The organism is Stenotrophomonas sp. 01N47 (genome assembly GCF_056399165.1).
In genome coordinates this window covers 294,389-316,427 of record NZ_JBFTQU010000009.1, presented here as the reverse complement: position 1 = coordinate 316,427, position 22,039 = coordinate 294,389, and the positions used below count along the sequence as shown (strand labels likewise).

General features: G+C 65.3%; 20 protein-coding genes. 12 read left to right on the top strand and 8 right to left on the bottom strand.

Annotation, left to right across the window (positions count from 1 at the left end; genetic code table 11):
* Window positions 1-10: 10 nt before the first annotated feature.
* The 9 genes from atpB (at window position 11) to AC1DKR_RS17430 (ending at window position 9,131) form a co-directional block, all read left to right on the top strand.
* The gene (gene atpB / locus AC1DKR_RS17470; protein WP_025877369.1) at window positions 11-799 is read left to right on the top strand and encodes a F0F1 ATP synthase subunit A; all 789 of its coding nucleotides are present in this window, start codon (window positions 11-13) and stop codon (window positions 797-799) included.
* A gap of 64 nt (window positions 800-863) precedes the next feature.
* Window positions 864-1,166, top strand: coding sequence for a F0F1 ATP synthase subunit C (atpE, locus tag AC1DKR_RS17465; RefSeq protein WP_025877367.1), 303 nt, complete (start codon window positions 864-866; stop codon window positions 1,164-1,166).
* 114 nt (window positions 1,167-1,280) lie between these two features.
* Window positions 1,281-1,751: a F0F1 ATP synthase subunit B gene (locus AC1DKR_RS17460; protein WP_025877365.1), complete on the top strand. Its 471-nt coding sequence runs from the start codon at window positions 1,281-1,283 to the stop codon at window positions 1,749-1,751.
* A gap of 2 nt (window positions 1,752-1,753) precedes the next feature.
* Window positions 1,754-2,281: a F0F1 ATP synthase subunit delta gene (locus AC1DKR_RS17455; RefSeq protein WP_089237051.1), complete on the top strand. Its 528-nt coding sequence runs from the start codon at window positions 1,754-1,756 to the stop codon at window positions 2,279-2,281.
* Between the two features lie 44 nt (window positions 2,282-2,325).
* Window positions 2,326-3,873, top strand: coding sequence for a F0F1 ATP synthase subunit alpha (gene atpA / locus AC1DKR_RS17450; protein WP_223496668.1), 1,548 nt, complete (start codon window positions 2,326-2,328; stop codon window positions 3,871-3,873).
* A gap of 95 nt (window positions 3,874-3,968) precedes the next feature.
* Complete coding sequence (gene atpG / locus AC1DKR_RS17445; RefSeq protein ID WP_089237047.1) at window positions 3,969-4,832, top strand: F0F1 ATP synthase subunit gamma; 864 nt, start codon at window positions 3,969-3,971, stop codon at window positions 4,830-4,832.
* Between the two features lie 38 nt (window positions 4,833-4,870).
* A complete protein-coding gene (gene atpD / locus AC1DKR_RS17440; protein ID WP_223496664.1) occupies window positions 4,871-6,277 on the top strand; it encodes a F0F1 ATP synthase subunit beta in 1,407 nt (468 codons plus the stop codon).
* A gap of 112 nt (window positions 6,278-6,389) precedes the next feature.
* Entirely contained in the window at window positions 6,390-6,812 is a 423-nt protein-coding gene (locus tag AC1DKR_RS17435; protein ID WP_025877355.1) for a F0F1 ATP synthase subunit epsilon, read from the top strand.
* A 99-nt stretch (window positions 6,813-6,911) separates the two neighbouring features.
* Window positions 6,912-9,131 (top strand): hypothetical protein, encoded by a 2,220-nt coding sequence (locus tag AC1DKR_RS17430; RefSeq protein WP_478034011.1) that lies wholly within the window; start codon window positions 6,912-6,914, stop codon window positions 9,129-9,131.
* A 7-nt stretch (window positions 9,132-9,138) separates the two neighbouring features.
* Here the strand turns inward: AC1DKR_RS17430 and AC1DKR_RS17425 are convergent, their stop codons facing one another.
* Window positions 9,139-9,522, bottom strand: a complete 384-nt coding sequence (locus AC1DKR_RS17425) for a GtrA family protein (RefSeq protein WP_312786483.1) — start codon at window positions 9,520-9,522, stop codon at window positions 9,139-9,141.
* 162 nt (window positions 9,523-9,684) lie between these two features.
* Here AC1DKR_RS17425 and glmU point away from each other — a divergent pair, with 162 nt between their 5' ends.
* Window positions 9,685-11,052, top strand: a complete 1,368-nt coding sequence (gene glmU, locus AC1DKR_RS17420; protein WP_312786482.1) for a bifunctional UDP-N-acetylglucosamine diphosphorylase/glucosamine-1-phosphate N-acetyltransferase GlmU — start codon at window positions 9,685-9,687, stop codon at window positions 11,050-11,052.
* Complete coding sequence (locus tag AC1DKR_RS17415) at window positions 11,021-11,554, top strand: GNAT family N-acetyltransferase (RefSeq protein WP_478034008.1); 534 nt, start codon at window positions 11,021-11,023, stop codon at window positions 11,552-11,554. Before glmU ends, AC1DKR_RS17415 begins: the two co-directional genes overlap by 32 nt.
* Window positions 11,555-11,571: 17 nt before the next feature.
* Here the strand turns inward: AC1DKR_RS17415 and AC1DKR_RS17410 are convergent, their stop codons facing one another.
* The 7 genes from AC1DKR_RS17410 to AC1DKR_RS17380 all read right to left on the bottom strand — a co-directional run bounded on the left by AC1DKR_RS17410 (window position 11,572) and on the right by AC1DKR_RS17380 (window position 19,401).
* Window positions 11,572-12,933: a sensor histidine kinase gene (locus AC1DKR_RS17410; RefSeq protein ID WP_312786480.1), complete on the bottom strand. Its 1,362-nt coding sequence runs from the start codon at window positions 12,931-12,933 to the stop codon at window positions 11,572-11,574.
* Window positions 12,930-14,276, bottom strand: coding sequence for a sigma-54-dependent transcriptional regulator (locus tag AC1DKR_RS17405; RefSeq protein WP_478034005.1), 1,347 nt, complete (start codon window positions 14,274-14,276; stop codon window positions 12,930-12,932). Before AC1DKR_RS17405 ends, AC1DKR_RS17410 begins: the two co-directional genes overlap by 4 nt.
* A 136-nt stretch (window positions 14,277-14,412) precedes the next feature.
* Window positions 14,413-14,817: a PDZ domain-containing protein gene (locus tag AC1DKR_RS17400; RefSeq protein ID WP_478034002.1), complete on the bottom strand. Its 405-nt coding sequence runs from the start codon at window positions 14,815-14,817 to the stop codon at window positions 14,413-14,415.
* Between the two features lies 1 nt (window position 14,818).
* Window positions 14,819-16,033, bottom strand: coding sequence for an ABC transporter permease (locus tag AC1DKR_RS17395; RefSeq protein ID WP_313249300.1), 1,215 nt, complete (start codon window positions 16,031-16,033; stop codon window positions 14,819-14,821).
* A gap of 21 nt (window positions 16,034-16,054) precedes the next feature.
* Window positions 16,055-17,359 (bottom strand): ABC transporter permease, encoded by a 1,305-nt coding sequence (locus AC1DKR_RS17390; protein ID WP_229979959.1) that lies wholly within the window; start codon window positions 17,357-17,359, stop codon window positions 16,055-16,057.
* A 10-nt stretch (window positions 17,360-17,369) separates the two neighbouring features.
* On the bottom strand, window positions 17,370-18,092 hold the full coding sequence (locus AC1DKR_RS17385; protein ID WP_032976565.1) for an ABC transporter ATP-binding protein: 723 nt from the start codon (window positions 18,090-18,092) through the stop codon (window positions 17,370-17,372).
* A gap of 31 nt (window positions 18,093-18,123) precedes the next feature.
* The gene (locus AC1DKR_RS17380; protein ID WP_478033998.1) at window positions 18,124-19,401 is read right to left on the bottom strand and encodes an efflux RND transporter periplasmic adaptor subunit; all 1,278 of its coding nucleotides are present in this window, start codon (window positions 19,399-19,401) and stop codon (window positions 18,124-18,126) included.
* Between the two features lie 216 nt (window positions 19,402-19,617).
* Here AC1DKR_RS17380 and glmS point away from each other — a divergent pair, with 216 nt between their 5' ends.
* Window positions 19,618-21,456: a glutamine--fructose-6-phosphate transaminase (isomerizing) gene (gene glmS / locus AC1DKR_RS17375; RefSeq protein ID WP_478033996.1), complete on the top strand. Its 1,839-nt coding sequence runs from the start codon at window positions 19,618-19,620 to the stop codon at window positions 21,454-21,456.
* Window positions 21,457-22,039 lie beyond the last annotated feature (583 nt).

The following is a 22,039-nucleotide window of genomic DNA, read 5'->3' as shown; positions in this document are numbered from 1 at the left end:
TTCCGGACACATGGCAGGCGAGGCGCTTACACCCACCTCCTACATCCAGCATCACCTGCACAATCTGACTGCAGGTCATGGCACCCCGTGGGCGATCCACGTGGACACGCTGGTAACCTCGCTGCTGATGGGCCTGGTGATGGTCGTCGCCTTCTGGATGGCGACCCGCAAGGCCACCTCCGGCGTGCCGGGCAAGTGGCAGGCATTCGTCGAGATCTGCCTGGAGTTCGTTGACCGCCAGGCCAAGGACACCTATCACGGCACCAGCAAGCTGGTGACCCCGATCGCGATCACGATCTTCTTCTGGATCCTCCTGATGAACCTCATCAAGATGATCCCGGCCGACTTCATCGCCAAGCCGCTCGAACTGATGGGCGTGCCGTACTGGAAGCCGGTCCCCACCGCCGACGTCAATGCCACCCTGGGCATGTCGATCAGCGTGTTCTTCCTGATGCTGTTCTTCGCGTTGCGCGCCAAGGGTATTGGTGGTTTCACCAAGGAATTCCTGACCGCACCGTTCGGCAAGTGGATGATGCCGTTCAACCTGATCCTGAACATCGTCGAGTGGCTGAGCAAGCCGATTTCGCTGGCGATGCGACTGTTCGGCAACATGTTCGGCGGTGAAATCGTGTTCCTGCTGATCTGGGTGCTGGGCGGTGCAGGTATCGCCGGCATGTTTGCAGGCGCGTTCGCCGGCTTCGGCTGGATGCTGTTCCACCTTCTGGTGATTCCGCTGCAGGCCTTCATCTTCATGATGCTGTCCATCGTGTACCTGAGCCTGTCGGAAGACGCTCACTGAGTTTCGCTTCACCCTTCATCCGTTTGTTTCTAAACCCTTAGCAATCAAGTTCCTGGAGAAAACCATGTACTTCGCCGTCCTGACCAATCTCGCCCAAGTTCAGAGCTCCACCGTCCTCGCCGTCGGCATCATGATCGGCCTGGCCGCGCTGGGCGCCGGTCTGGGTCTGGCCATCATGGCCGGTAAGTTCCTGGAGTCGGCCGCGCGCCAGCCGGAACTGATCCCGGTCCTGCAGGTCCGCATGTTCATCACCGCCGGCCTGATCGACGCCGCCTTCATCATCTCGGTCGCCGTGGGCCTGCTGTTCGCCTTCGCCAACCCGCTGGTCGGCGAGTTCGTCTCGCGCCTGCCGGCAATCGCTGGCTGATCCAGCGAAAGCGAAACGACCGGGCGCCGCAGGCGCCTGGTCGCGGATGAAGGTTCGGAGGCGCCGCCCGTGTGGCGGCGCATCCATCCCGTCACAACCGACTGAGCGAACCCCATGGATATCGGTTTTACCCTCATCGCCCAGGCCCTGGCCTTTGCCGCCCTGATCTGGCTCATCGCGACCAAGATCTGGCCGCCGCTGATGAACGCGATCGAAGAGCGCCAGCAGAAGATCGCTGAAGGCCTCGCTGCTGCCGACCGCAGCCAGAAAGATCTGGCCCAGGCGCAGGACAAGGTCAATGAAGCGCTGAAGGAAGCCCGCACCAAGGCCAACGAGATCATCGACCAGGCCCACGCGCGTGCCAACCAGATCGTCGACGCGGCCCGCAACGAAGCTGTTGCCGAAGCCACCCGTCAGAAGGACCTGGCCCAGGCCGAAATCGACGCCGCCGCCAACCGTGCCCGTGAAGATCTGCGCAAGCAGGTGTCCGCGCTGGCCGTGACCGGTGCCGAAAAGCTGCTCAAGCGCGAAATCGACGCCAACGCCCACAAGGCGCTGCTCGACGAGCTGGCCTCGGAGATTTAAGGATGAGCCAGGCCCTCACGCTTGCCCGCCCGTACGCCCGCGCCGCCTTCGCGACCGCGCGTGACGAAGGCGCGTTCGCGCCGTGGTCGGACGCTTTGGCGTTCTCCGCCCACGTCGCCGCCGATCCGCGCGTGGCGGCCCTGCTCGCCAACCCGGAGCTGGGTCGCGATGACGCCGTCGCCCTGCTGGCGCCGGAGTCCCGCGGCGAGACCTACTCGCGCTTCCTGGCTGTGCTTGCCGAATCGCATCGTCTGCCGCTGCTGCCGGAAATCGCTGGCATGTTCGACGCGCTGCGCGCCGAGGCCGAGCACGTGGTCAAGGCCACGGTGACCTCCGCGGCCGAGCTGTCGGTTGCCGAGCTGGACGCGATCAAGGCCGCGCTGCGCAAGCGCTTCAACCGCGAGGTCGAAGTGGCCACCGCGGTCGACGCCTCGCTGATCGGCGGCGCTGTGATCGACGCCGGCGACGTGGTCATCGATGGTTCGCTGAAGGGCAAGCTGGCCCGTCTGCAGACCGCGCTCGCTAACTGAATTCATTTAACGTCCGGCCCCGCTGCCGGCACTAGGACTTGACGATGGCAACCACGCTCAACCCCTCCGAAATCAGCGAACTGATCAAGAACCGCATCGAGAAGGTCAAGCTGGCCGCGGAATCGCGCAACGAAGGCACCGTGACCAGCGTGTCCGACGGCATCGTGCGCATCTTCGGTCTGGCCGACGTGATGCAGGGCGAAATGATCGAACTGCCGAACAACACCTTTGCCCTGGCCCTGAACCTGGAGCGCGACTCGGTCGGCGCCGTGGTCCTGGGTGGCTACGAGAACGTGCGCGAAGGTGACGTCGCCAAGACCACCGGCCGCATCCTGGAAGTGCCGGTCGGTCCGGAACTGCTGGGCCGCGTCGTCAACGCGCTCGGCGAGCCGATCGACGGCAAGGGCCCGCTGGCCACCCAGCTGACCGCTCCGGTGGAGCGCGTTGCTCCGGGCGTGATCTGGCGCAAGTCGGTCGACCAGCCGGTGCAGACCGGTTACAAGTCGGTCGACTCGATGATCCCGATCGGCCGCGGCCAGCGCGAGCTGGTCATCGGTGACCGCCAGACCGGCAAGACCGCGCTGGCCATCGATGCGGTGATCAACCAGAAGGGCACCGGCATCAAGTGCGTGTACGTAGCGATCGGCCAGAAGGCTTCGACCGTTGCCAACATCGTGCGCAAGCTTGAAGAGAACGGCGCCCTGGCGCACACCATCGTGGTGGCTGCCACCGCATCCGAATCGGCCGCGATGCAGTACATCAGCGCCTACTCGGGCTGCACCATGGGCGAGTACTTCATGGACCGCGGCGAAGACGCGCTGATCGTGTACGACGATCTGTCCAAGCAGGCCGTGGCCTACCGCCAGATCTCGCTGCTGCTGAAGCGCCCGCCGGGCCGTGAAGCCTACCCGGGTGACGTGTTCTACCTGCACTCCCGTCTGCTCGAACGCGCTGCCCGCGTGTCCGAGGAATACGTCGAGAAGTTCACCGAAGGCAAGGTCACCGGCAAGACCGGTTCGCTGACCGCGCTGCCGATCATCGAAACCCAGGCCGGCGACGTCTCCGCGTTCGTTCCGACCAACGTGATCTCGATCACCGACGGCCAGATCTTCCTGGAAACCGATCTGTTCAACGCCGGCATCCGCCCGGCCGTGAACGCCGGTATCTCGGTGTCGCGCGTCGGTGGTTCGGCGCAGACCAAGATCATCAAGAAGCTGTCCGGCGGCATCCGTATCTCGCTGGCCCAGTACCGCGAGCTGGCTGCGTTCGCGCAGTTCGCCTCGGACCTGGACGAAGCCACCCGCAAGCAGCTTGAGCGTGGCCAGCGCGTCACCGAGCTGATGAAGCAGAAGCAGTACGCGCCGATGTCGATCGCCAACCAGGCGTTGTCGATCTACGCCGTCAACGAGGGTTACCTCGACGACGTGCCGGTCAGCAAGCTGCTGGCGTTCGAAGAAGGCCTGCACGCGCACTTCGCCAACACCCAGGGCGAGCTGATCGGCAAGGTCAACGCCACCGGCGGTTGGGACAACGACATCGAAGGTGCCTTCAAGAAGGGCATCGTCGAGTTCAAGACCACCGGCAGCTGGTAATCGAGGTCCTGTAGAGCGGAGCGATGCTCCGCTGGACCAGACGATCAAACGGTTGAACAACGCGGGGCCGAGGCCCCGCGCCACGGGAATAAAAGATGGCAAGCGGACGCGAAATCAAAACCAAGATCAAGAGCGTGCAGAACACCCGCAAGGTGACGCGCGCCCTGGAAATGGTCTCGGCCTCCAAGATCCGCAAGGCGCAGGATCGGATGAAGACCTCGCGTCCGTACGCGCAGGCGATGAAGCAGGTGATCGGCCACCTGGCGCAGGCCAGCACCGACTACCAGCATCCGTTCCTGGTCGAGCGTGAGCAGGTCAAGCGGGTCGGGTTCATCGTGATCTCTTCCGATCGCGGTCTGGCCGGCGGCCTCAACAACAACCTGTTCCGCAAGATGCTTGGCGAAGCCAAGGCCTGGCAGGACAAGGGCGCCGAAGTGGACCTGGTGACCATCGGCCAGAAGGCGTCGACCTTCTTCCGCCGGGTCAAGGTGAACATGGTCGGCACGGTGACCCACATCGGCGACACGCCGAAGCTGGAATCGCTGATCGGTGTGATCAAGGTCATGCTCGACGCCTTCACCGAAGGCAAGGTCGACCGCGTGTACCTGGTCTACAACCGCTTCGTCAACACCATGGTGCAGAAGGCCAGCTTCGATCAGCTGCTGCCGCTGCCGGCCGCCGAGAAGCAGGTTGCGCACCACGACTGGGACTACCTGTACGAACCCGATGCCGCGACCGTGCTCGAGCACGTGATGACGCGTTACATCGAGTCGCTGGTGTACCAGGCGCTGCTGGAAAACGTCGCTTCCGAGCATGCCGCGCGCATGGTGGCGATGAAGTCGGCCAGTGACAACGCCAACAAGCTGATCGGAACCCTGCAGCTGGTCTACAACAAGGCCCGCCAGGCAGCGATCACCCAGGAAATCTCCGAAATCGTCGGCGGCGCGGCAGCAGTCTGACCGCGTTCGTTAAAAGCACACATTTAGAGGATGCAGCAATGAGTCAGGGCAAGATCGTTCAGATCATCGGCGCCGTCGTCGACGTCGAATTCCCCCGCGAGTCGGTGCCGAAGGTGTACCACGCGCTGAAGGTGGACAACACCGAAATCACCCTGGAAGTGCAGCAGCAGCTCGGTGACGGCGTGGTCCGCTGCATCGCGCTGGGCTCCACCGATGGCCTGAAGCGCAACCTGGTGGCCACCAACACCGAGCGCGGCATTTCCGTGCCGGTCGGCGCTGGCACCCTGGGCCGCATCATGGACGTGCTCGGCCGCCCGATCGACGAAGCCGGTCCGGTCGCCTCCAGCGACACCTGGGAAATCCACCGCGCTGCTCCGTCGTATGAAGACCAGTCCCCGGCCACCGAGCTGCTGGAAACCGGCATCAAGGTCATCGACCTGATGTGCCCGTTCGCCAAGGGCGGCAAGGTCGGCCTGTTCGGCGGCGCCGGCGTCGGCAAGACCGTCAACATGATGGAGCTGATCAACAACATCGCCAAGGCGCACAGCGGTCTGTCCGTGTTCGCCGGCGTGGGTGAGCGTACCCGTGAGGGCAACGACTTCTACCACGAGATGAAGGACTCCAACGTCCTGGACAAGGTCGCGATGGTGTACGGCCAGATGAACGAGCCGCCGGGCAACCGTCTGCGCGTCGCCCTGACCGGCCTGACCATGGCCGAGTACTTCCGCGACGAGAAGGACGAGAACGGCAAGGGCAAGGACGTGCTGCTGTTCGTCGACAACATCTACCGCTACACCCTGGCCGGCACCGAAGTGTCGGCACTGCTGGGTCGTATGCCGTCGGCAGTGGGTTACCAGCCGACCCTGGCCGAGGAAATGGGCGTCCTGCAGGAGCGCATCACTTCGACCAAGAATGGTTCGATCACCTCCATCCAGGCCGTCTACGTGCCGGCCGATGACTTGACCGATCCGTCGCCGGCGACCACCTTCGCCCACCTTGACTCGACCGTGACCCTGTCGCGTTCGATCGCTTCGCTGGGTATCTACCCGGCGGTCGACCCGCTGGACTCCACCAGCCGCCAGATGGACCCGCTGGTCATCGGCCACGAGCATTACGACACCGCCCAGCGCGTCCAGCAGACCCTGCAGAAGTACAAGGAACTGAAGGACATCATCGCCATCCTGGGCATGGACGAACTGTCCGAAGAAGACAAGCAGGCCGTGTCGCGCGCCCGCAAGATCGAGCGCTTCTTCAGCCAGCCGTTCCACGTGGCCGAAGTGTTCACCGGCTCGCCGGGCAAGTACGTGTCGCTGAAGGACACCATCCGTGGCTTCAAGGCCATCGTCGATGGCGAGTACGACCACCTGCCGGAGCAGGCGTTCTACATGGTCGGCAGCATCGAAGAAGCGGTCGAGAAGGCCAAGAAGATGGCCGAGAAGGCCTGATGCGGCGGGGACGGGCACACGCCCGTCCCGACCGTGACACGGGGTGGGCCTGCGCCCACCGCTGCGGAATCCCTGCGGTGGGTTCGACCCGCCCCCTAGCGAAGAGAGTTACATGAGCACCATCCGTTGCGACATCGTCAGCGCCGAGCAGGAAATCTTCCGTGGCGAAGCGACCCTGGTCGTGGCCACCGGTGAGCTGGGCGAACTGGGCATCGCGCCCAAGCACGCACCGCTGATCACCCGCCTGAAGCCGGGCAAGGTGGTAGTGACCACGCCGAGCGGCGAGCAGCTGGATTTCGCCATTTCCGGCGGCATCCTGGAAGTGCAGCCGCAGGTGGTGACCGTGCTGGCCGACACCGCGATCCGCGCACAGGACATCGACGAAGCCTCGGTCCGCAAGGCCAAGGAAGAAGCCGAACGCATCCTGGCCAACCGCGGCGAAGCGATGGAAGTGGCCGAAGCCCAGCAGAAGCTGGCAGAGGCCGTTGTCCAGCTGCAGGCGCTTGAGCGCCTGCGCAAGACCCTCAAGCACTGAACCGTGCCGAGGTGACATCTGTGCCTGCAAGGCACGGGTGAATGCAGGAACGCCGGCTGCCATGCCGGCGTTTTTGTTTGTTTTCCACGGAGGCAGGGAATGCAGCAGTCATCGACAGCGACGCAGGACATGGGGGGCTGGCAGTGCCGCTGGCGCACACCGGAAGGCATGTTCCTGATTGCCTGGGTCGTGCTCTGCCTGCCGTGGCTGCTGGGCATCAAGACCATTCCGTTCGACGCCGTGCAGCAGTTCTTCCCGGCGGTCAGCTTCAGCGCTGAGCAACTGCGTCATCTGCAGGCGCCGTGGTGGAATCCGTATCTGTACGGGGGCTACCCGCAGCTGGCCGACCCGCAGATGATGACGTTGCAGCCGAGCATGCTGCTGCCGATGCTGTTGGCACCGACGTCGCTGCACCTGTTCAACGTGGTCGTGCTGCTGCACGTGCTGGCAGGTGGCTTCGGTGCCTTGCGGCTGGGCCGCGTGCAGGGAATGCCGCCACCGGCGCGGCTGCTGTTCGCGCTGGTGCTGATGTTCGGTGGGGTGGCCGCATCGCGGCTCCAGCACACGCCGATGATCGTCAGTTACAGCCTGCTGCCGTGGCTGTGGCTGGGCATGGAGCAGGTCCGCCGCCAGGGTCGGCTGCGTGACGTACTGCTGGCCGGCATCGCTGGAGGCTTGTGCGCGCTGCAGCTGACCCAGGTTACCTACTTCATCATCCTCGCCTGTGCGATCCATGCGGTGGGCGCGGTTCTGCTGGAGAAGGGCCCGCGCGTGCGGCTGCTGCTGCGATTTGGTCTTGTCGGCGTGCTTGCCGGCGCGATCAGCGCGCCACAGTGGTTGTCCACGCTGGCTTGGCTGGGCGAGACAAATCGGGATGGTTTCTCGTTGGAGGCTGCGTTGCCGGGGGCCATGCACTGGCAGACCCTGGCCACGCTGCTGTCAGGCAACGTGTTCTCGCAGGGGCGTGGCGACAGTTGGGCCTTTGGTGACATCAGCGCCGATTACCTTTATCTCGGCGCGGTGCCGCTGGCGCTCTGGCTGGGATGGGGCGGCGAAGTGCTGCGGCGCAAACCCGCTGCGGCGCGCATCGCGCTGGCCGTGGTGATTCTGACGATCCTGATCGCGCTGGGTGGGGCAACGCCACTGTTCCCGTGGTTGTTCACCTGGCTGCCAGGCCTGGATCTGTTCCGGCGTCCTGCTGATGCCTTGTTCCTCACCCTCCCAGCAGCAGCTTGGCTGGGTGCCAACGCCTTGCAGGCTGCATTGCAGCCAGGCCCGTTGCGGCCGCCGTGGATGTCCGTAGGTGCCGTCGTGCTGCTTGCCGTCTCCAGTGCCTGGATGGCGATCGACCGCGGTCATCTGGCGGCCTTTGCCTGGCTCGGCATCAGCGCAGCCGTGGGAATCGCCGCGGTGCTGCTGCTGCGTCGTCACCGGGCACCCGAGCGCTGGCTGTTTGTGCTGGTGCTGTTCGACCTGCTGCTGTTCAACGTGGGGACCAGCTTCAACGCAGGCAGTGGCACCAAGTCGGTGCTGACCGCCGACCGCGCCGGGCCGGCGCAGCGGGCCTACGCGCTGCTCGCAGCAGAGCGGCAACCCGGATTGCCCGAGCGCGCCGTGGTCTTCGGCATCGGTGGGCTCACCAACGGCGCCGCGGTCCATGCGATCGCGCTGGCAAACGGCTACAACCCGATGTTGGCCAGCGACTACCTGCAGATGACCGGCATGCCGGGTGAACCGGTGGATACGTTCCAACAGAAGCTGCCGACGGCCTGGGCAACGGACACAACAGCGCCTGTGTACGATCTGCTGGGCGTGCGCTGGCTGCTGGCCCAGGATCCGTTCCCGGGTTCAAGCGCGCAGGGTGACCAGGTCGAGCTCGCGCGACGCGACAGCGTGCTGCCGCGCGTGCTCAATCCTCGGAACGTCCGACGCCACGATGCGCGTCTCCCGCCTGCGGATGAATTCAACCAGACCGATTTCAGCCGGCAGCTCTGGCTGCCAGCCATGGCCCGCGCCGCATGCCCGGAGCATGATGCCGGTGAGGCCAACATCCAGGTGCAGCACTACCAGCCTGGCCGTATCGAGCTCACGGTGGAAGCCGACCGCCCCGCGTGGGTCGTGGTCAACGAGGTGACTGCCCGTGGCTGGCAGGCCCGCTTGCCCGATGGCACCGTACTGCCGCTGCTGCGTGGCAATGGCCTGTTCCATGCGCTGTGCGTGCCGGCAGGCCGCCATCAGGTGCAGTTGCGTTACAGCCCGCTGCAGTTGTGGCGCGAGGGATTGAGCGTGCGCCTGGCCGGCGACAGTGGCCTTCACTGAACGCAGGTCAGCGGTACACCACGTGCCGCAGCAGCATGAACGACACCAGCGCCAGACCACCTTCCACCAGCGGCTTGGCAAGCCACGCGTACTGCAGTCCCAATGCATGGTCGGCCGCAGTCACCAGCAGGGTGCTGGCCGCGGTCAGCAGCATCCAAAGCAGGAGGAAGCGCGCGAAGCGCTTCCAGCCCAGGCGCTGTTGGCCGGCGGCAGCAAAGGTATAGCGGCCGTTGAGCCAGAAGCCGAGCAGCATGCCGGCCAGACGGCCGACGACGTTGGCAGGGGCGACGGGCACCCCGAGTGCGGTGCTGCCCACGAACACCAGCCAGTCCAGCAGCAGCTGCACCAGCCCGATGACGATGTATGAGCTGCCCTGGCGGACGAGGGTCATGGCCGTGCCTTCCCGGTGCCGCCCGGCAACAGCGGGCCCATCCAGTACAGCAGATCGAGCAATCGTTCCTTCAGGCAGCGCACGGTTCACGTCAGGCAGGGAATGAGCTCGGCTATCCTATCAGCCAGTCCTCAGATCGCCGCCGCTGCGCGGCCCCCCTCCATGACCCAACCCCTGCACGTCATCATCCTCGCCGCTGGCGCCGGCAAGCGCATGAAATCGGTGCTGCCCAAGGTACTGCAGCCGATTGCCGGGCAGCCGATGCTGGCGCATGTGATCGCCACGGCGCGCGAACTGCAGCCGGCTGCCATCCACGTGGTGTACGGCCACGGCGGGGACCAGGTGCAGCACTACTTCGCTGACCAGCCGGACCTGTTGTGGGCGGAACAAGCGCAGCAGCTGGGTACCGGCCACGCCGTTGCCCAGGCCATGCCGGAGGTGCCCGACGCCGCACAGGTGCTGGTGTTGTACGGCGATGTGCCGTTGATCCGTGCGCAGACCCTGCGCGACCTGTTGGCCCAGCCGGGCCGGCTGGCCGTGCTGGTGGCCGATGTCGAGGATCCCACTGGCTATGGTCGCGTGCTGCGCGATGCCGAAGGCAAGGTCGGGGCGATCGTTGAGCAGAAGGACGCCGACGATGAACAGCGTCGGGTGCGCATCATCAACACCGGCATCATCACTGCCGAATCGACGGCGCTGCGCCGCTGGCTGTCGCAGCTGTCCAACAGCAACGCGCAGGGCGAGTACTACCTGACCGATGTATTCGCCTTTGCCGCCCGCGAGTTCACTCCGGCGGAGATGGCCCTGGTGGCCGATGCGCAGGACGCCGAAGGCGCGAATGATCCATGGCAGCTCTCGCAGCTGGAACGGGCCTGGCAGCGGCGCGCGGTCCGCGCGCTGTGCATCCAGGGCGCGCGCGTGCGCGATCCGGCGCGGGTCGATATCCGTGGTGAGGTGGTCGTCGGCAGCGATGTGATGATCGATGTCGATGTGATTCTTGAAGGCAAGGTGGTGCTCGGCGATGGCGTGACCATCGGCCCGTTCACCCGGCTGAAGGACGTCACACTCGGCGCGGGCACCGAAGTGCGTGCGCACTGCGATGTGGAAGGCGTAATCAGCGAGGGTGCGGCCCAGATCGGCCCGTTCGCGCGACTGCGCCCGGGCACCGTGCTGGCCGATGGCGTGCACGTGGGCAACTTCGTGGAAACCAAGAAGGTCACCCTGGGGGTGGGCAGCAAAGCCAACCATCTGACCTACCTGGGTGATGCGGTGATCGGCAGCAAGGTCAACATCGGTGCGGGCACCATCACCTGCAACTACGACGGCGTGAACAAGTCGACCACCACCATCGGCGACAACGCTTTCATCGGCTCCAACAGTTCGCTGGTGGCGCCGGTGCTGATCGGTGAAGGGGCGACGATTGCTGCAGGTTCGGTCATCACCCGCACTGCGCCGGACGGCAAGCTGACCGTGGCCCGTGCGCGTCAGGAAACGATCGATGGCTGGCAGCGACCCATCAAGAAAAGCTGAGCCGAGACCACCGCGCGCCGACGAACTCGACGCGTTGCCCCGCATCGAACAGCGCGCGGGTGAACTGCTGCGCGGGCACGAGGCGCACCCGGTGTTCGCCGGCCATGGGCTGGACCTCCCCACGTTGCAGGCTGGGCTGCAGCGTGGCCAGTTGTGGATCATCGAAGGCGCCGATGGCGGCATCGCCGGCTACCTGCTGGGCGGTGCGCTCGACGGCGATTTCCATGTGCTGCAGATGGATGTTGATCCCGGCCACGCGCGGCGTGGTTACGGCCGAGCGTTGCTGCAGCACGCACTCGCCGAGGCCAAGGCGCTTGGCTATCCGGCGGCGGTGCTGACCACGTTGTCCGATGTACCGTGGAATGCGGCTTTCTATACCAGCGAAGGATTCAACGTCCTGCCGGAGTCAGAGTGGGGCGCCGGCATGCAAGCGGTGATGGCCGAGGAAGCCGCCCTGGGATTCCCGATGCACCTGCGGGTGGCGATGCGACGAGTGCTTTAGAAGAAGGAAGAACAAACCTACCCCACCGGCAACAGGATCGACACGCACAGCCCGCCCACGGTGCGGTTCTGCAGTGACACGCGTCCACCGTGCGCCTCGACGATCTCGCGGGTGAGGGCCAACCCCAGCCCGGTGCCATTGCGCTTGGTCGAATAGAACGGCATCAGCGCATTCTGCAGCACCTGCTCGTTCATGCCCTTGCCACGGTCCAGCACATCCAGCCGCAGCCACTGCGGCAGCCGGGTCAGCTGCACCTGCACGTCGTCGTTGGGCGGATCGGCTTCGGCGCAGGCCTCGTGTGCATTCTTCAGCAGGTTGAGTAGGGCCTGGCCGAATTGGGCGATGTCGATCCGGCTGCTCAGTTCTTCGTCGGGTTCACGCTCCATCGTGAACGGAATCTGCTGGCACAGGCTGGACAGGAATGGCGCCCAGTGCACGGTCTGCAGCTGCGGTTGCGGCAGCTTGGCGAAACGCGCGTAGCCGCGGATGAAGCCTTCCAGGTGGCGTGCGCGGTCTTCGATGGTGGTGAAGATCTCCGGCAGCCGGTCGAAGCGTTCGCGCTTGACCAGCTCGCCACCGGAGTGCGCCAGTGAGGCGATCGGCGCCAGCGAGTTGTTGAGTTCGTGGCTGATCACCCGGATCACCTTCTTCCAGGTCTGTACTTCCTGCCGGCGCAGTTCGGCAGTGAGCTGGCGTACCAACAGCAGGTCATGCGGGCGGCCGTTGAGCTGGAACGCGCGCCGCGACAGGTGATAGACCTGTTCGTCATCCTCGTCGCCTTCCACGCCGTCTTCGCTTTCCGACTTCACCGCAAACAGGCTGTCGCCGCCGCGGCCGATGGCATCACGCAGTTCCACCGGCAGCTGCTCGAGCACGTCTTCCATGCGCTGGCCTTCCAGCTTCCAGCCGCTGTGCAGCAGCTTGCGCGCGGCCAGGTTGGAGAACACCACGCGGGAAATGCCATCGCCACCGGCGGCGATCAGCAGCATCGCTACCGGGGTGTTCTGCACCATGGTGTCCAGCAGCAGTTCGCGCTGGACCAGGCCCTGGCGCTGTGCACGCAGCACTTCGCCCAGCTCGCGGTGCGCCTGCACCAGGTCACCCAGTTCGTCATTGCCGGGCCAGTAGATGCCGAAGTTGTACTCACCGTCGCGGTAGCTGCTGGTGGTCCCGGACAGCGCCCGCATCAACGAGCGCACCGGTGCGGTGGCGCGGCGCAGCGTCCACCACATCAATGACAGCAGGATGATCGTGGAGACCGTGGTCACCACCCAGCCGTGGTCCATCCAGTAGGCCAGCAGCCACGGCAGCGCGGCAGCCAGCGCCAGCACCGGCAGCAGGCGCAGGAACAGGCGGAAGGTGAAGGAGCGTCGCTTCATTCGCGCGGAATGCCATGACGGTCCATGCGCCGGTACAGCGCCTGCCGGCTCAGTCCAAGCTCGGCGGCGGCCTGGGCGATGACCCCATGGTTGCGCGCCAGCACTTCTTCGATGCGTGCGCGGTCGGGATCATTGCCGGCGCTTGGCGCAGGGCGTGGCGCAGCCGGCGCACGCGGCAGGTTGAGATCGCCCACCTCGATGCGGTTGCCGGTAGCCAGCAGTTCGGCACGCTGGATCACGTTGCGCAGCTCGCGCACGTTGCCCGGCCACAGGTGCCGCTGCAGCGCAGTGGCAGCCGTGCTGGACAGCGGCTTGCCGATGCTGAGGAAATGCTCGGCCAACGGCACGATGTCGCCGGGACGGTCGGCCAACGGCGGCAGCGTCAGTTCCACCGTGTTGAGCCGGTAGTAGAGGTCTTCGCGGAACGTACCTTCGCGGATCATCGCCGGCAGATCGGCATTGGTTGCACTGACCACGCGCACCTTGACCTGGCGTTCGCGGTTGGAGCCCAGGCGCTCGAAACGTCCTGTCTCCAGCACGCGCAGCAGCTTCATCTGCCCGCCCAGCGACAGGTTGCCGATCTCATCCAGGAACAGCGTGCCGCCGTCGGCCGCCTCGAACTTGCCTTCGCGCGCCTTGTTGGCGCCGGTGTAGGCACCGGCCTCGGCACCGAACAGTTCGGCCTCGATCAGTTCGGAGGGCAGGGCGCCGCAGTTGACCGCCACGAACGGACCCTTGGCCACCAGCGAGTTGGCCTGGATGATCTGCGCGATCTTCTCCTTGCCCGCGCCGTTGGGGCCGGTGATCAGCACCGGCAGCTCCGAGCGCGCGACCTGGCAGGCCAGGGCGATCACCCGCTCGCTGGCGGGGTCGGCGAACACTGCGCCACACAACGCGTACTTGTCTTCCAGCGCATGCCGCTGGCGTTGTTCGCGCTGGCGTCGCTGGTCCAGTTCGCGCCGCGCTTCGGACAACTCCAGCAGGTTGTTGACCGTGGTCAGCAGCTTGCGGTCATCCCAGGGCTTGGCCAGGTAGTCGGCGGCACCGGCCTTGACCAGTTCCACCGCGCTGCTCAGGTGGGTCCAGGCCGTCAGCAGGATTACCGGCAGATCGGGGTGGCGTTCGCGGATCTGCGCGAACAGAGCCTCGCCTTCCTCACCGGAAGTGGTGTCCTCGCTGAAATTCATGTCCTGGATCACCAGGTCCACCGGCTGCGATTCCAGCAGCGCCAGCCCTTCGGCCGGGCTCTGCGCCTGCAGGGTGTCGATGTCGTGCAGGGAAAACAGCACATCCAGCGCAGTACCCACGCTGGCGTTGTCGTCGATGATCAGGATCGCAGGCATTCGGCGGCTTCTGGAAGGGCAGGGAAGCGCCGGAAAGCGTCGGCGCCGCGCACGGAAAAGGGTGGATGACGCCGGAGCTTTCGGCGCCACCCACCAAGCATAGCCAAACCCGTGGCAGGGCAGGGGCCGCCGGGTCTCAGCGTCGTGGCGGGGGCGGGGGCGGCGGCGGCGGAGCCGGAGCCGGAGGGGGTGGTGGTGGCGCCAGCGCGGGGCGCCACTGCGATACCTCCACCGGCACGGTCAGCATCCGGCCATCGCGGCGCAGCAGCAGGTAGACGGTGGGCGTCGATGCCGCCCGTACTGCGTCGGCGAGCTGTTCGATCTGCCGCACCGGCGAGTCGTCCACGCGCAGGATGCGGTCGCCATGGCGCACGCCAAAGCGCGCCTCCGGGCTGGCCGCATCAACCCTCACCACGCCCTCGGTCGAGCGCAGCGCCAGACGCGCATCGTCCTGGCGCCATTCCAGCGTCTGCGAGCTGCCGCTGCCGGCGAGTACCGGCAGCGGCAGGGCCAACAACAGCACCAGCAGGCTGGCACGCATCTCACGCCCCTCGGGTGGCGACGGCCGGTGGCACCGCAGCGGCGCGGCGGGCCGGGCCGAACACGGCGATCTGGCCCAGCATCCACAGCAGCACCGCGCCCAGCGGCAGGTACAGCAGCGGCATGCGCGGCAGCTCGTACATGTTCATCAGCGCCAGGTTGATGGCATAGGCCGCCAGCATGCCCAGCACGATGCCCAGCGTGGCCAGCAGGAAGTTCTCGGTCTGGAAGTAGCGCAGGATCTGCCCACGGGTGGCCCCCAATGCGCGGCGGATGCCGATCTGCTTGCTGCGCTGCTGCACCCAGAAGCTGGCCAGGCCGACGATGCCCAAGGCGGTGACCACCAGCAGCGCCACGCAGACCGTCACCAGCAGGCCGACCATCGAGCGGTCGTTCTTGAAGTAGTCGGCACGCTGTTCCTGGTAGGTCAGCTTCTCGCGCACCAGGCGGTTGGGGTCGTTGTGCTCCAGCGCGGCCAGCGCACCCTTCAACACTTCATCGCGGCGCTCCGGCGAAGTCCGCAGCATGTACGGGCCGCGGGTGAAGTCGGTACGCACCGGCAGCATCATGGACAAGGTGCTGTTATCGTTGTAGTCGGTGGGGGTGGCCAGATGGGCGACCACACCAACCACATGCAGGCCCTGGTTGCCCATGTAGAACGTCTTGCCCAGCGCGCTCTGGTCCGGATACATCTTGGCGGCGACCTGCTGGTTGATGATCACCGGCGCGGCGCGGTCAGGCTTGGGATTCTTCTGGGCTTCCTCATAGTCGATGTATTCACTGGGCAGGAAGTCGCGGCCGGCGACCAGCTGCAGGCCCAGTGTCGGCAACGCGTTCTCGCTGAACATGTACAACGACACGAACGCGGTCGGGCGTTCCTGGTCGCGTTCGCGCGAGATGCTGGTGTTGCTCGAGTTGCGGCGGAACGGCAGCTGGTTGACCTTGGTCACGTTGGTCACGCCGGGGATCGCGCGCAGCGACGCCAGGTCTTCGTTGGTACGGGCCATGGCGTTGGTCTGCTTGCCGATGCCGTTGACCCGGACCATGACCAGTTCGTTCTCGACCAGGCCGCTGGGCTGGCTGATCTTTTCCACGCGCTGGGTGACCAGGAACAGGGCATTGCAGACGATGGCGCAGGTCAAGGCGATTTCCAGCACGATCAATGCGGCTGCGGTCTTGTGCCGGCGCAGGGTGCTGAGGATGGGGCGGATGTCCATGGGAAGTCCTCGTTCTCGTGCTTACTGCGACTTGAGCTGGATGGCCGGGGTGACCTGCATTGCGCGCCAGGCGGGCAGGAAGCCGGCAGCAATGCTGGCGAGCAGGGTCAGACCGAGGGAGAGCAGCAGCATGCTGCCGTCCAGATGGGCCAGCTTGGCGTAATCCACTGGTTGCTGGCGCACCGCGTACAGGCCCAGCAGCGCCAGGCCGATGCCGAGCACGCCACCGACCACGCCTACCGCACCCGCTTCGACCAGACACTGCAGGAAGATCTGCCCGCGGCTGGCGCCCAGTGCGCGACGCACACCGATTTCACCGCTGCGGCGCAGGAACTTGGCCAGCAGCAGGCCGACGGTGTTGACCAGGCAGACACCGAGGAAACCCAGCGCCAGCCACATCTGCAGGCGCACGTCGCTGGGCACTGCGTTGTTGAAGGTCAGCCACTCCATCACGGTGCGCAGGCGCACGTTGGCCGGGCGCTCGAAACGGCCGGCAGCCCGCTGCTGGTCCGAGTAGTTCACCAGGTAGCGGCGGTAGTCCTCGGCCTTGGACGGGTCAAGCTCCACCCAGTACTGGATCCAGGTACACGGCGCGTTGATCGAATTGCTGTCGTCGCCGGGAGCGCCGTCGCGGAAGCAGTTCATGTTGCCGTTGCTGCCGAATTTCAGGTCCATCGCGGTGGACAGCGGCATCATCAGATCCTCTTCGCGGCCGTAGTTGCCCACGGTCAGGTCGAAGAAGTGGGGTTCCGGATTCCAGGTATCCATCACGCCGATCACGCGCAGCGAATGGCCATCGACACGGACCTGGCGACCGACACTGTCGGCCCCCTGGAACAGCTTGTCGTTGATCACCTTGGACAGCACCACCACGCGGGCACGACCGTCATCGTCGCTTGCCGTCCAGGCGCGGCCATACAGCATCGGCACGTTGAACATCGGGAAGAAATCGGCCGAGGTCCAGCGCGTATCGATGTTGAACGGCTTCAACGTGCTGCCTTCCGGCTCGACGGTCACATCGCCGGCGCTCATCATCGCCTGGCGCTCGCCACGCTTCTCGCGCAGCAGCGTTTCGGCATCGAAACGGGTCATCTGGGTCTCCGGCTCTTCGCCGGTCAGGTAACCCGAGCGCGGGCGCGGATCGACCTGCACGTAGAACAGGCGGTCGCTCTTGTCCGGGATAGGGTCGCCGGACAGCACGTGGAACACGGTCAGGGTGGTCATCGAAGCACCGATGCCCAGCGCGATGGCGACCACCATCAGCGCGGTCAGTACCTTGTTGCGGCGGAAGCTGCGCACCGCCAGTCGGGCGTAGTAGGCGAACATGGTCGTGCCCTCACTCGTTGACGGCGACGATGCGACGCGGGGTGGCCAGCACCGGCTCGCGCACCAGGTCGGTGACCTGGCCGTCGACGATGTGCACGTTGCGCTGCGCGCGTGCGGCCAGTTCCGGGTCGTGGGTGACCATCACGATGGTGGTGCCGGCGGCGTTGATCTCCTCCAGCAGTTCCATCACCCCGCGCGCCATCTGCGTGTCCAGGTTGCCGGTCGGTTCGTCGGCCAGCAGCAGGCGCGGGCTGCCAGCCAGGGCACGGGCGATCGCCGCGCGCTGCTGCTGGCCGCCGGAGAGTTCGTTCGGGTAGTGCTTCATGCGCGAACCCAGGCCAACCTGGCTCAGCGCCTTCTCGATGCGCTCGCGGCGCTCGCCGGCGCTCATCTTGCGGTAGCGCAGCGGCACGTCCACGTTGTCGAACAGGTTGAGGTCCGGAATCAGGTTGAAGCCCTGGAAGATGAAGCCGATCTTCTGGTTGCGCAGGCGGCTGCGGGCATCATCGCCGAGCTTGCTGACGTCCTGGCCATCAAGCATATAGGTGCCGCTGGTGAAGGTTTCCAGCAGGCCGGCGATGTTGAGGAAGGTGGTCTTGCCGGAGCCGGATGGACCGGTGACGGCGACGAACTCGCCTTCCTTGACCTGCAGTTCCAGTGAACGCAGTGCGTGGGTTTCCACCTGTTCGGTACGGAAGACCTTGGCGACCGAACGCATTTCGAGCATGTACATAGGGTGTCCTCTCTCCAGGATGAATAAGTTGTCAGTTGACGGAGACGCGTTCGGCGTCCTTGAACAGGTCGCTGCCCGAGACCACGATGCGGTCCCCCGGCTGCACACCCGACTTGATTTCCACTTCGCCCAGGCTGCTGACGCCCAGTTCGATCGGACGACGCACCGCAGTGCGGCCATCCATTACGTAAGCCACGCCGTTGCCCTGTTCCACGAACGGGCCGCGCTCGACCTTCATGACGTTCCTGCGGGTATCCAGCAGCACCCGCACCGACATCCGCTGGCTCTGGCGCAGGCCTTCCGGCTGGGCTGCGGCAAAGCGGACGCGTGCGTTGACTTCACCATTGACCACTTCCGGCGACACCGCACTGATCTCGCCCGGGAACGGCTGGCCATTGCCACCGGTCAGCTGCGCCGGCATGCCGATCGCCAGATCGCGTGCGAAGCTTTCCGGTACCTTGATCTCGACTTCGAACTTGGAGAGGTCGACCACGCCGAGCACCGGCGCGTTGGCGGCAAGGTTGGTGGCCTGGGTGGCCTGCACCTGGCCGACCTGGCCGTCGAACGGTGCGCGCAGGGTCAGTGCGTCGACCTGGCGCTGCACTTCGGCCACCACGGCCTTCTGGCGGTCGGCCAGCAGGCGCTTGTTGCGTGCGTCCAGATCCGCGCCCTGGCTCTGCAGGCGTGCATCGGTGGTGGCATTGGCCAGGCTGATGTCGGCCTTCTTCAGGGTATCCTGGGCTTTGGCCAGATCGATCTGCGGCACCGCACCGCCATCGAAGCCGCGCTGGTAGCGCTGCAGGTCGCGGTCGGCGGCCTGGCGCTCGATGCTGGCCTGATCGGTTTCCTTGCGTGACTTGGCCCGGGCCAGGGTGGCATCCAGGTTGGCGCGGCTGGCCTCTGCTTCCAGACCGGCCAGAGTGGCCTCCTCTTGGGCGAGCTTGCTGCGCAGCTCGGGGCTGTCGATGATCGCCAGCTCCTGGCCCTTCTTGACCACGTCGCCGGCCACGACCTTCAGGTCGACCGTGCCGGCGGAGATCGCATACAGCACTGGGCTGTTGGCGGCGATCACGCGGCCGTCCGCGGCGATGTCGCGCACCAGGTCGCCCCGCTGCACTTCAGCCACGCGTACTCGGCTGCTGTCGAACGAGCGGCTGGCGTTGGACCACGCATGCACGGCCCAGCCGATGCCGGCCAGCAGGGCGATGCCGGCCAGGGCCGGCCAGTGGTAGCGGTGCCATGCGGCCTTGGGGGCACTGGCCGAAGCGGAGGAAACGATCTGGTCCTGGGCGGAGGTGTCGCGGATCATCGGGTTCGTGCCTGTCGGTGGTGCCAGAGTGGTGCTATGGACAAAGCACACAGCGTGCCAACTTTATTTCCTTTTCCATCAATGATTTGCAGATGTGCCACTGCTGTCCGGGTGTCCGCGGACACCTTTCCGGACACTTTCATTAAGCGGACAGGAGGGGGGGCTGGCGGACACGCAGGCTAGAATGCGCCGACCGTCTTCAAGGAAATGCGTGACATGTGTGGAATCGTAGGTGCGATCGCCCAACGGGATGTGGTGCCGGTCCTGATCGAAGGACTGAAGCGACTGGAATACCGTGGTTACGATTCCTCCGGTATCGCCGTGATCGACCATGCCGAGCGCGCTGACGTGCGCCGCGTGCGCCGCACCGGACGTGTCTCTGAGATGGCCACCGCTGCCGAGGCCGAAGGCTTCACGGCCAGCCTGGGCATCGGCCACACGCGTTGGGCCACCCATGGCGGTGTCACCGAGGCGAACGCGCATCCGCACATCAGCCATGGCGTGGCGCTGGTGCACAACGGCATCATCGAGAACCATGAAGAACAGCGCGAGAAGCTGCGCGCGCTGGGCTATACCTTCGAGTCGCAGACCGACACCGAAGTGATCGCCCACCTGATTCATCACCATCTGAAGAATGGCGATGACCTGCTGGTCGCGTTGCAGCACACGGTCAAGGAACTGACCGGTGCCTATGCGCTGGCTGTGATCAGCCGTGCCGAGCCGGAACGTTTCGTCTGCGCCCGCATGGGCTGCCCGCTGCTGGTCGGTCTGGGCGAGGGCGAGAACTTCGTGGCGTCCGACGTATCGGCCGTGCTGTCGGCCACGCGCAAGGTGATCTTCCTGGAAGAGGGCGACACCGCCGAGATCCGCCGTGATGGTGTGAGCATCTTCGACGGTAACGATCAGCCGATCGAGCGCGATGTGCATCTCTCCGATGTCTCGCTGGCCTCGCTGGAGCTGGGCCCGTACCGGCACTTCATGCAGAAGGAAATCCACGAGCAGCCGCGTGCACTGGGCGACACCATCGAAGCGGCGATCGACGCTGGTGGCTTCCCGGCCGAGCTGTTCGGCAGGAATGCCGAAGCGGTGCTGTCGGGCATCGAGGGTGTGCAGATTCTGGCCTGTGGTACCAGTTACTACTCGGGCCTGACCGCGCGCTACTGGATCGAGGCCATCGCCGGCCTGCCGTGCAGCGTGGAGATCGCCAGCGAATACCGTTATCGCGCCGCCTATGCCAATCCCAAGCACCTGATCGTGACCATCTCCCAGTCCGGCGAAACGCTGGATACGATGGAAGCGTTGAAGTACGCCAAGTCGCTGGGACACACGCACACGCTGTCGATCTGCAACGTGCCGGAAAGCGCGATTCCGCGCGCCAGCGAACTGGTCTGCTACACCCGTGCCGGCGCCGAGATCGGCGTGGCCTCGACCAAGGCGTTCACCACCCAGCTGGCCGCGCTGTTCCAGCTGACCGTGGTGCTGGGCAAGCTGCATGGCCGCGTTGATGCCGCGCAGGAAGCGGAGTACCTGGAGCAGCTGCGTTTCCTGCCGGGCAGCGTGCAGCATGCGTTGAACATGGAACCGCAGATCGCCGCATGGGCCGAGCGCTTCGCACGCAAGAGCAGTGCGCTGTTCCTGGGCCGTGGCCTGCACTATCCGATCGCCCTGGAAGGCGCGCTCAAGCTGAAGGAAATCTCGTATATCCACGCCGAGGCCTACCCAGCCGGTGAGCTCAAGCACGGGCCGCTGGCGCTGGTGGACGAGGACATGCCGGTGGTGGTGATCGCTCCCAACGACAGCCTGCTGGAGAAGGTCAAATCCAACATGCAGGAAGTGCGTGCGCGTGGCGGTGAGCTGTTCGTGTTCGCCGACCAGGACAGCAACTTCAACGAGTCCGAAGGCGTGCACGTGATCCGCACCCCGCGCCATGCTGGCGTGCTCAGCCCGGTGGTGCACACCATCCCGGTGCAGCTGCTGGCGTACCACACCGCGCTGGCGCGTGGGACCGACGTGGACAAGCCGCGCAACCTGGCCAAGAGCGTTACGGTGGAGTAAGGGCGGACGTGGCTGGTTGAGAGCTGGTCAGATGGAATAATTAGTCCAACTGCGGAATAGTTGGTCCAACTGATGGCGGCCCGCAGATGCAAAGGACATAATAGTTAGTCCAACTCGGAAGTGGGGGCGAGGGCGGAAGCTCTCGCCCTCCCCGTCTATGGAGTTGCCATGCTGTTCGTGGGCAGCCTCCGCTGCAAGCTGGGGCCCTAGATGTGAGTCTGCTGACTCAATTGGGGGGGTAGTAGCCGAGACCATGAGTATGCCGTCTGCGATTAGTGATCCTCGGCAACATCAACGGACTACCAGCAGTTCCTGAGAGATCATCGCATTCTCAGCAGCACGAGCGCCACCGTGGTGCCAACTCGGCTGTGGAGAGCTTCTCTTCGACAAGCTCAAACGCGAGCGGGCCTCCGCGGCGCTATATGACTCTGGCAGAGACCAAGGGCGAAGTATTTGAGAGTGATTCCCCCCCCGATTTGCCAGCGAGGGCTTGATGCCAAGGATCAGCCCTTAGATGCCTAACCCAATCCCTCGTGAGGTAGAGCCCATCCTGAGCCTCAAGCTGTGCGGTAATCCCCCCGCA

What these genes read in the sequence shown, in the direction of transcription:
- atpB (WP_025877369.1), top strand. Translation starts at nt 11, where the DNA reads ATGGCAGGCGAGGCGCTTACACCCACCTCCTACATCCAGCATCACCTG.
- atpE (WP_025877367.1), top strand. Translation starts at nt 864, where the DNA reads ATGTACTTCGCCGTCCTGACCAATCTCGCCCAAGTTCAGAGCTCCACC.
- AC1DKR_RS17460 (WP_025877365.1), top strand. Translation starts at nt 1,281, where the DNA reads ATGGATATCGGTTTTACCCTCATCGCCCAGGCCCTGGCCTTTGCCGCC.
- AC1DKR_RS17455 (WP_089237051.1), top strand. Translation starts at nt 1,754, where the DNA reads ATGAGCCAGGCCCTCACGCTTGCCCGCCCGTACGCCCGCGCCGCCTTC.
- atpA (WP_223496668.1), top strand. Translation starts at nt 2,326, where the DNA reads ATGGCAACCACGCTCAACCCCTCCGAAATCAGCGAACTGATCAAGAAC.
- atpG (WP_089237047.1), top strand. Translation starts at nt 3,969, where the DNA reads ATGGCAAGCGGACGCGAAATCAAAACCAAGATCAAGAGCGTGCAGAAC.
- atpD (WP_223496664.1), top strand. Translation starts at nt 4,871, where the DNA reads ATGAGTCAGGGCAAGATCGTTCAGATCATCGGCGCCGTCGTCGACGTC.
- AC1DKR_RS17435 (WP_025877355.1), top strand. Translation starts at nt 6,390, where the DNA reads ATGAGCACCATCCGTTGCGACATCGTCAGCGCCGAGCAGGAAATCTTC.
- AC1DKR_RS17430 (WP_478034011.1), top strand. Translation starts at nt 6,912, where the DNA reads ATGCAGCAGTCATCGACAGCGACGCAGGACATGGGGGGCTGGCAGTGC.
- AC1DKR_RS17425 (WP_312786483.1), bottom strand. Translation starts at nt 9,522, where the DNA reads ATGACCCTCGTCCGCCAGGGCAGCTCATACATCGTCATCGGGCTGGTG.
- glmU (WP_312786482.1), top strand. Translation starts at nt 9,685, where the DNA reads ATGACCCAACCCCTGCACGTCATCATCCTCGCCGCTGGCGCCGGCAAG.
- AC1DKR_RS17415 (WP_478034008.1), top strand. Translation starts at nt 11,021, where the DNA reads ATGGCTGGCAGCGACCCATCAAGAAAAGCTGAGCCGAGACCACCGCGC.
- AC1DKR_RS17410 (WP_312786480.1), bottom strand. Translation starts at nt 12,933, where the DNA reads ATGAAGCGACGCTCCTTCACCTTCCGCCTGTTCCTGCGCCTGCTGCCG.
- AC1DKR_RS17405 (WP_478034005.1), bottom strand. Translation starts at nt 14,276, where the DNA reads ATGCCTGCGATCCTGATCATCGACGACAACGCCAGCGTGGGTACTGCG.
- AC1DKR_RS17400 (WP_478034002.1), bottom strand. Translation starts at nt 14,817, where the DNA reads ATGCGTGCCAGCCTGCTGGTGCTGTTGTTGGCCCTGCCGCTGCCGGTA.
- AC1DKR_RS17395 (WP_313249300.1), bottom strand. Translation starts at nt 16,033, where the DNA reads ATGGACATCCGCCCCATCCTCAGCACCCTGCGCCGGCACAAGACCGCA.
- AC1DKR_RS17390 (WP_229979959.1), bottom strand. Translation starts at nt 17,359, where the DNA reads ATGTTCGCCTACTACGCCCGACTGGCGGTGCGCAGCTTCCGCCGCAAC.
- AC1DKR_RS17385 (WP_032976565.1), bottom strand. Translation starts at nt 18,092, where the DNA reads ATGTACATGCTCGAAATGCGTTCGGTCGCCAAGGTCTTCCGTACCGAA.
- AC1DKR_RS17380 (WP_478033998.1), bottom strand. Translation starts at nt 19,401, where the DNA reads ATGATCCGCGACACCTCCGCCCAGGACCAGATCGTTTCCTCCGCTTCG.
- glmS (WP_478033996.1), top strand. Translation starts at nt 19,618, where the DNA reads ATGTGTGGAATCGTAGGTGCGATCGCCCAACGGGATGTGGTGCCGGTC.